A 7309-nucleotide genomic window follows, 5' to 3' on the forward strand; every position below is an offset into this window, starting at 1 on the left:
ATCCGGGGCGGCAGCGCGCCGTTGCTGGCCGCCATCGCCGACCACGCGGCGCTCCATCCGGTCCTTGTGCTGGACGGGTCCCGCCTCGCACGCATCGATTACGCGGCCGCGAGCGCCCTCGCCGCCCATCTGCGCACGCTTGCCCAGGACGGGCGCGAGGTCGTGCTGCGCGACCTGAACCATCCCGTCGCCGCGTTGCTGCGCCTGCTCGGCGTCGGCGACCGGGTGCGTCTGTACGCCCACCGATACTGACGCCGCAGGCGCCGTGCCCCTCGGATACGGTTCAGTCTTGCAATTTCATATCGCATCCCCACTTGCGGTGAGCAGATCAACCACGAGGCAAATATGGAACAATTTCACGGCACGACGATCGTCAGCGTACGGCGCGGCAACCAGGTCGCGCTCGGCGGCGACGGACAAGTCACCCTGGGCAACGTCGTCATGAAGGGCTCGGCGCGCAAGGTACGCAAGCTCTACCAGAACAAGGTGCTGTGCGGCTTTGCCGGCGGCACGGCCGACGCCTTCACCCTGCTCGACCGCTTCGAAGCGAAACTGGAAAAACACCAGGGCAATCTGCTGCGCGCTTCGGTCGAACTGGCCAAGGACTGGCGCACCGACCGCGTGCTGCGCCGCCTGGAGGCCATGCTGCTGGTGGCCGACCGCGAAAAGACCCTGATCATCACCGGCAACGGCGACGTACTGGAACCGGAAGACGGCATCGGCGCGATCGGCTCGGGCGGCATCTACGCGCAGTCCGCCGCCAAGGCCTTGCAGGAAAACACGGATCTCGCCCCGGCCGACGTGGTCAAGAAAGCGCTGACCATCGCAGGCGAGCTGTGCATCTATACGAACATGTCGCACATCATCGAGACGCTGGAATAACGGTCTCTCACGCAAGAAAGTATTCATGAGCACAATTATGAACATGACCCCGTCCGAAATCGTCTCGGAACTCGACAAGCACGTCGTCGGCCAAAGCAAAGCCAAGCGCGCCGTATCGATCGCGCTGCGCAACCGCTGGCGCCGCCAGCAGGTCGAGGAACCGCTGCGCCACGAGATCACCCCGAAGAACATCCTCATGATCGGCCCGACGGGCGTCGGCAAGACCGAGATCGCGCGCCGCCTGGCCAAGCTGGCCGACGCGCCGTTCATCAAGATCGAAGCGACCAAGTTCACCGAGGTCGGCTATGTCGGCCGCGACGTCGACACCATCATCCGCGACCTGATCGACATCGGCGTCAAGCAGACCCGCGCCAGCGAAATGAAGAAGGTGCGCCAGCGCGCCGAGGACGCGGCCGAGGACCGCATCATCGACATTCTCGTGCCGCCGGCGCGCGACTTCGGCTTCAACGTCAGCAGCGACGCCAAGGACGGCGGCGACGCCACGCGCCAGACCTTCCGCAAGCGCCTGCGTGAAGGCGCGCTCGACGACAAGGAGGTCGAGATCGACGTCGCCGAGGCCTCGCCGCAGATGGAAATCATGGCGCCGCCCGGCATGGAAGAAATGACGGAACAGATCAAGTCGATGTTCGCCGGCGTCGGGGCGGGGCGCAAGAAACCCCGCAAGATGAAGGTGAAGGAGGCGATGAAGCTGCTCGTCGACGAGGAAGCCGCGAAGCTCATCAACGAAGACGAGATGAAGCAGAAGGCCATCGCCAACGTCGAGCAGAACGGCATCGTGTTCCTGGACGAGGTCGACAAGATCGCGTCGCGTTCGGAACACGGCGGCGCGGACGTCTCGCGCGCGGGCGTGCAACGCGACCTGTTGCCGCTCGTCGAAGGCACGACAGTGAACACGAAGTACGGCATGATCAAGACCGACCACATCCTGTTCATCGCCTCGGGCGCGTTCCACCTGTCGAAACCGTCGGACCTGATTCCCGAGCTGCAGGGCCGCTTCCCGATCCGCGTCGAACTGGAATCGCTGTCGATCGAGGATTTCAAGAGCATCCTGACCTCGACGGACGCGAGTCTGACCAAGCAGTACGAAGCCCTGCTGGCGACGGAAGGCGTCAAACTCGAGTTCGCCGACGACGGCATCCATCGCCTGGCCGAGATCGCGTATTCCGTCAACGAGCGCACCGAGAACATCGGCGCGCGCCGCCTGTACACGGTGATGGAAAAGCTGCTGGAAGAAATCTCGTACTCGGCGACCGACAAGTCGGGCCAGGCGCTCGTCATCGACGCGGCCTACGTCAACGAACGGCTGGATGCGCTGGCGGTCAACGAAGACCTGTCGCGCTACGTGTTGTAATCCACGGCTGCAGAAAGGAGAGGCGGCGATGGCAAACAAGGCACTGGCAACCCGGCAAAAGATGCGGCTGCGTGTCGAGCCGACGCCGCCACTCAAGCCCCGCAATCCGTTCGCCGGCTTCGCCAAGGCGCGCGCGGCTGGAGCGCATGCAAAACCCGAGGCCAGCGAGCGGCTGGCCGCGAAGCGTGCGCTCCAGAAGGTCAAGCTGGAGCCGGACGACGAGTAACCAGCGCCGGCGTTATTTCGCCGGCATGATCAGCGGCTTGCCCTTCTCGACGAAATAGGTGGCGATGCCCGCCCCGGCCACCGTGCCGGGGTTCCTGGCCGCGTGGATGGTGCCGGCCGGGATGAAGACGGATTGCCCCGCCTTCAGCATCACGGGCGCTTTGCCGTCGGGCAGGTACTCCAGCGTGCCCTCGACCACGTATCATCACCCGGATGCGTATGCCTCGGCACGCCATGGCCCGCGTCGACCTCGACGCGCACCTCGACGACTTCGCGTCCCGACACCACGCTGTCGTGCTTCAGCAGATCGGTGCGCCGCACGCCCGGCACCTGCGCCGCCGCCTGAGCACATGCTGCCGCACTGAATAACGCCAATACGAACACGCTTGCCGTTTTCATACGTTCTCCTTGGGTCTCGATTGGACACCGGCGCAGCGGCGAGGACACGGAAGTTCGCACCTGAACTGATGCGCATCATAACGCTGACCGGACCCAGCAGGCGGTCGTGGCTGGCGGGACTCGACATTTCTTGAACTGCCCTGCCTTCTTCTGTACATTCGTCAGGCCGAGTTGACGAACGAAAACAGAGAACTGACCACAACCATGAGCTCCCCCGACATGCTGCTGGACGTGCTGCGCGCCGAACTACGCGCGGCCGGGATCACCTACAAGATGCTGGCCGACCGCATCGCGATGAGCGAATCGAGTATCAAACGCATGTTCGGCCAGAAGGACATGACCCTGTCGCGCCTGGCGCAGATCTGCCAGGCGGCCGGCATCGCCATGGAAGACGTGCTGCGGCGCGCGGCCGATGCGCGGCCGCAGGCCGACACGCTGACGCTCATCCAGGAAACGGCGCTCGTCGCCAACCCGCGCCTGCTGCTCGTGGCGATCTGCTGCCTGGGGCACTGGAGCCTGGAACAGATGGTGGAAACCTATCGCTTGAGCGAACCCGAATGCATCGGCTTGCTGGTGGAACTCGACCGCCTCGGCGTGATCGAACTGAAGCCGCTGAACCGTTACACGCTGCGGGTCTCGAACGCGTTCCGCTGGCTGCCGGACGGGCCGGTGCAGCGCTTCTTCCGCTCCTACGTCGTCGAGGATTATTTCGCCGGTAACTTCGACGGTGCAGGCGAAACGTTGATGTGCCTGCCCGCACGCCTGTCGCTGGCGAGCGCCGCCGAGCTGGCGGAAAAGATCCATCAACTGGCCGGAGAACTTGCGCGCATGCACCGCAACGACCGCCGCCTGCCCCCGCAGGAGCGCGACGGCTTTACGTTGCTGGTCGGTTTCCGTTCGTGGGAATTCGCGGCGTTCACCGCGCTGCGGCGCTGAGCAGCCTTACTGCGTATTCATCTGGCCGGCCGGATTTTGCGGCGGCATCTGCTGACCGTTCGGCGTCGGATTGATCGGGTTCGGATTCGCGGGCGGCGGATTGTCGTGCGTGCCGACGTCGCCCGGGTTCGTCATGGACGGCTGCGGCTGGACGGCGCCCGGCGCCATCGGCGGCTCCGGCACGGCCTGCACCGGCTGCGCGGCCGGTGCGGTCGTGATCTGCTGGGGCTGCGGAAAATTCTGCTGCGGCATGCCGCCCGGCGGCGCCCCACTGGGCGGCATGCCGCCGGGCGCGCCACCCATCGCCGCGGCGGGCTTGGTATCGGTCGCCAGGTCGACACGCTTCATGACGCCGCCATCGGACAGCATCACATAGCGCGGGTGGACTTCCGCCAGCGTGATGCCGGGCGCCAGCTCCTTGCCGACCCGCAGCGCCTTCGGCGGCGAACCTTCGGCGACGATGATCGCCACGCTGCTGCTCCCGTCCGCCACGACGCCCGTCAACTGGTAATTGGTCGCGCTTGCCACGGAGACTTGGCCACCAAACAAGGTAGCGGCGGCATCGATGGTCGGGTCGGGCATGGCGGCCTGCGGCGCCGCCGCGATCGGGCGCTGGGGCGGCTGGTACAACTGCATGATCCAGTACGCCAGCGACACGGCAAACAGGACCACGCCCAGCAGGCTCAGGAAAAAAGGCAAGCGCTTGTTCATCAGTTTCCTTGTCACTGCACCAACTGGTTGATTTCAATAATCGGCATCAGCACGGCCAGCACGATCAATAGCACGACGAGGCCCATGGCCAGGATCAGCACGGGCTCCAGCAGGCCGGCGATGGTCATGGTGCGCCGTTCGAGGTCGGCCTGCTGCGAATTCGAGGCCCGTTCGAGCATGGCCGGCAGCTCGCCCGTGATCTCGCCCGCGCGGATCATGTGCACGAGCATGGGCGGGAACAGCTTTTGCGCCGACAGCGCCCGCGCCAGGCTCACGCCCTCGCGCACGCTGGCCGTCGCCTGCTCCACGAGTTCCTTCATCGCCACGTTCGACAACGTGTCGCGGCTCGTCTCGAGCGCGCGCAGGATGGGCACGCCGGAGCCCGTCGTGATCGCCAGGGTGCTCGCGAAACGGGTCGTGTTCAGGCTGCGTTCGAACTTGCCGTACACGGGCGCGTTCAACAGCCACGTATGCCAGCGGCGCTTGAGCACGGGGTTGCGCAGGGCGCGGCGCCACGCGTACCACGCCGCGATGACGACCAATGCCACATAGATCCCGTAGGCGCGCGTAAAGTTCGACACACCGAGCATGAGGATGGTCAGGAACGGCAGTTTCTGCTTGGTGTTGGCGAACACCGAGACGATCTGCGGCACGACATAGGTCAGCAGGAAGATCACGATCGCGAACGCGACGACGGTGACGATGGCCGGATAGGTAAACGCCAGGCGCACCCGCTGCACGAGGGCGTTGCGGCGTTCGATGTAGTCGGCCAGGCGCGACAGCACGCGCGACAGCTGGCCGATCTGTTCGCCGGACGCGACGAGGGCCCGATAGATCTCGGCGAAGTCGCGCGGATGGCGCGCCAGCGCGCTGGAGAACGACGCGCCGCCCATCACTTCGGACCGGATCGACGCGATCAGGTCGCGCACGTAGGCACGCTCGGCCTGTTCCAGCAACGCGGTGAAGGCCTGTTCGAGCGGCAGGCCGGCTTCCAGCAGGCTCGCGAGCTGGCGCGTGAACAGCGCGAGCTCGACCTGGGACAGGCGCTCGCCGAAGCCGCGCGCGCGCGCCGCCCCGCTCTCGTCGACCTGGGCCGCGATGGCCTCGACGGCGAGCGGCGTCAATCCCTGCAGGCGCAGGTCGGCGCGCGCGGCACGCGGGCTGTCGGCGTTCAGGACGCCCTTGCGGGTAACGCCGCCCGTGTCGACGGCTTCATAGCGGAAGGCGGGCATCGATCAATCCACCTTCGTCACGCGCAGCAGTTCGGCTTCCGTCGTGATGCCTTCCCGCACCCATCGTTGGCCATCGTCGTGCATGGTCTTCATGCCGGATTTCAGGGCCGCGTTGCGGATCTCGGCCTCGGCGGCCTGGTTGTGGATCTGCGAACGGATCTGTTCGTTCGTCTCGAGCAGCTCGTACACGCCCACGCGGCCGTGGAAGCCCGTATGGCCGCAGCGGTCGCACCCGACCGCCACCCAATGTCCCGCTTCCTGGCGCTTGCAGTGCGGGCACAGCTTGCGCACGAGACGCTGGGCCATCACGCCCAGCAGCGACGACGACAGCAGGAACGGCTCGATACCCATGTCCAGCAGACGGGTAACGGCCGAGGCGGCGTCGTTCGTGTGCAGTGTGGCGAGCACAAGGTGGCCCGTCAGCGAAGCCTGCACGGCGATTTGGGCCGTTTCGAGGTCGCGGATCTCGCCGATCATGATCACGTCCGGGTCCTGGCGCAGGATCGCGCGCAGGGCCTTGCCGAACGTCATGTCGATGCGGGCGTTGACCTGCGTCTGGCCGATGCCGGGCAGGTCGTATTCGATCGGGTCTTCCACCGTCATGATGTTGGTGGTCGTCGAATTCAGGCGCGACAGCGACGCGTACAGGGTCGTCGTTTTACCGGAACCGGTCGGGCCCGTGACGAGCACGATGCCGTGCGGCTGGTTGATCAGCTTGTCGAACTGCGGCAGCATCTGCCCGCTCATGCCGAGATGGCTGAGGTCGAGGCGGCCCGCTTCCTTGTCGAGCAGACGCAGCACGGCGCGTTCGCCGTGGCCGGTCGGCAGGGTCGACACGCGCACGTCGACGGGCTTGCCGCCGATGCGCAACGTGATGCGGCCGTCCTGCGGCAGGCGTTTTTCCGCGATGTCGAGCTGCGACATGATCTTGATACGCGAGATCAGCGACGCGTGGATGCCCTTGCGCGGGCGCACGATGTCGCGCAGCGCGCCGTCGATGCGGAAGCGCACGACGGACGTCTGCTCGAACGGTTCGATGTGGATATCGGACGCGCCTTCGCGCAGCGATTGCGTGAGCAGCGCGTTGATCATGCGGATGACGGGCGCATCGTCGGACGATTCCAGCAGGTCCTCGATCGCGGGCACGTCCTGCAGCAGCTTCGTGAGGTCGAGGTCGGCGTCGAATTCGTCCGCGACCTGCGACGCGTCGCCGCCGGCCGACTGGTACGCGGCGGCAATGGCCGATTCCAGTTCGGCGCGTTCCATCCGCCGCAGGGTGATGCGCCCGAAACGGCGCGAGACCTCGGCGATCGCCGCGGGCTTGGTCGCATTCGAGACCAGCACTTCGACGGCTTGCGACGGGTCGCCGTTGGAACGCGCCAGCACGCCGTAATCGCGTGCGAATGCGTAGGGCAACAAATTATTCATCGTCTTCAGTTCTGTTGGGTCGGCGTCGCCGGCCGGTATTCGGGTTGCGCGGGTTGCACAGGGCGGAACTCCGGCTGGGCCGGCGCCTTGGGCTGGCTCGTGCCCGGCCCGGTGGCGGCACCCG

10 protein-coding genes are annotated in these 7309 nt (G+C 66.0%); 5 read left to right on the forward strand and 5 right to left on the reverse strand.

Features of this window, described 5'->3' with window-relative positions; all coding sequences use genetic code 11:
* The 4 genes from ACEN88_RS20530 to ACEN88_RS20545 form a co-directional block, all read left to right on the forward strand.
* On the forward strand, nucleotides 1-252 hold a 252-nt coding region (locus tag ACEN88_RS20530), incomplete at its 5' end, for an STAS domain-containing protein (protein ID WP_413342517.1).
* 93 nt (nucleotides 253-345) lie between these two features.
* The gene (gene hslV, locus ACEN88_RS20535; protein ID WP_036231052.1) at nucleotides 346-882 is read left to right on the forward strand and encodes an ATP-dependent protease subunit HslV; all 537 of its coding nucleotides are present in this window, start codon (nucleotides 346-348) and stop codon (nucleotides 880-882) included.
* A 37-nt stretch (nucleotides 883-919) separates the two neighbouring features.
* Nucleotides 920-2254 carry an ATP-dependent protease ATPase subunit HslU gene (gene hslU / locus ACEN88_RS20540; protein WP_413342530.1) on the forward strand — a complete coding sequence of 445 codons (1335 nt, stop codon included), beginning with the start codon at nucleotides 920-922 and terminating at the stop codon, nucleotides 2252-2254.
* Nucleotides 2255-2282: 28 nt separating this feature from the next.
* Entirely contained in the window at nucleotides 2283-2480 is a 198-nt protein-coding gene (locus ACEN88_RS20545; protein ID WP_413342519.1) for a hypothetical protein, read from the forward strand.
* Nucleotides 2481-2492: 12 nt separating this feature from the next.
* On the opposite strand, the gene ACEN88_RS20550 is transcribed toward ACEN88_RS20545, so the two are convergent.
* A complete protein-coding gene (locus ACEN88_RS20550; RefSeq protein WP_413342532.1) occupies nucleotides 2493-2630 on the reverse strand; it encodes a hypothetical protein in 138 nt (45 codons plus the stop codon).
* Nucleotides 2630-2878 carry a hypothetical protein gene (locus ACEN88_RS20555; RefSeq protein ID WP_413342521.1) on the reverse strand — a complete coding sequence of 83 codons (249 nt, stop codon included), beginning with the start codon at nucleotides 2876-2878 and terminating at the stop codon, nucleotides 2630-2632. The genes ACEN88_RS20550 and ACEN88_RS20555 overlap by 1 nt, the downstream gene beginning before the upstream one ends.
* A 204-nt stretch (nucleotides 2879-3082) precedes the next feature.
* Between ACEN88_RS20555 and ACEN88_RS20560 the strand changes: the two genes are divergently transcribed.
* Nucleotides 3083-3814 (forward strand): helix-turn-helix domain-containing protein, encoded by a 732-nt coding sequence (locus ACEN88_RS20560; protein WP_413342523.1) that lies wholly within the window; start codon nucleotides 3083-3085, stop codon nucleotides 3812-3814.
* 6 nt (nucleotides 3815-3820) lie between these two features.
* On the opposite strand, the gene ACEN88_RS20565 is transcribed toward ACEN88_RS20560, so the two are convergent.
* Genes ACEN88_RS20565 through gspE form a run of 3 tightly spaced genes read right to left on the reverse strand, consistent with a single transcriptional unit; the run spans nucleotide 3821 to nucleotide 7185 of the window.
* A complete protein-coding gene (locus tag ACEN88_RS20565; RefSeq protein ID WP_413342525.1) occupies nucleotides 3821-4525 on the reverse strand; it encodes a type II secretion system protein N in 705 nt (234 codons plus the stop codon).
* Nucleotides 4526-4536: 11 nt separating this feature from the next.
* Complete coding sequence (gene gspF, locus ACEN88_RS20570; protein ID WP_413342527.1) at nucleotides 4537-5757, reverse strand: type II secretion system inner membrane protein GspF; 1221 nt, start codon at nucleotides 5755-5757, stop codon at nucleotides 4537-4539.
* A gap of 3 nt (nucleotides 5758-5760) precedes the next feature.
* Nucleotides 5761-7185 (reverse strand): type II secretion system ATPase GspE, encoded by a 1425-nt coding sequence (gspE, locus tag ACEN88_RS20575; RefSeq protein ID WP_413342528.1) that lies wholly within the window; start codon nucleotides 7183-7185, stop codon nucleotides 5761-5763.
* Nucleotides 7186-7309 lie beyond the last annotated feature (124 nt).

Origin of the sequence: Massilia sp. CT11-108 (assembly GCF_047302915.1) — a bacterium.
Taxonomy (GTDB): Bacteria; Pseudomonadota; Gammaproteobacteria; order Burkholderiales; family Burkholderiaceae_D; genus Telluria; species Telluria orientalis.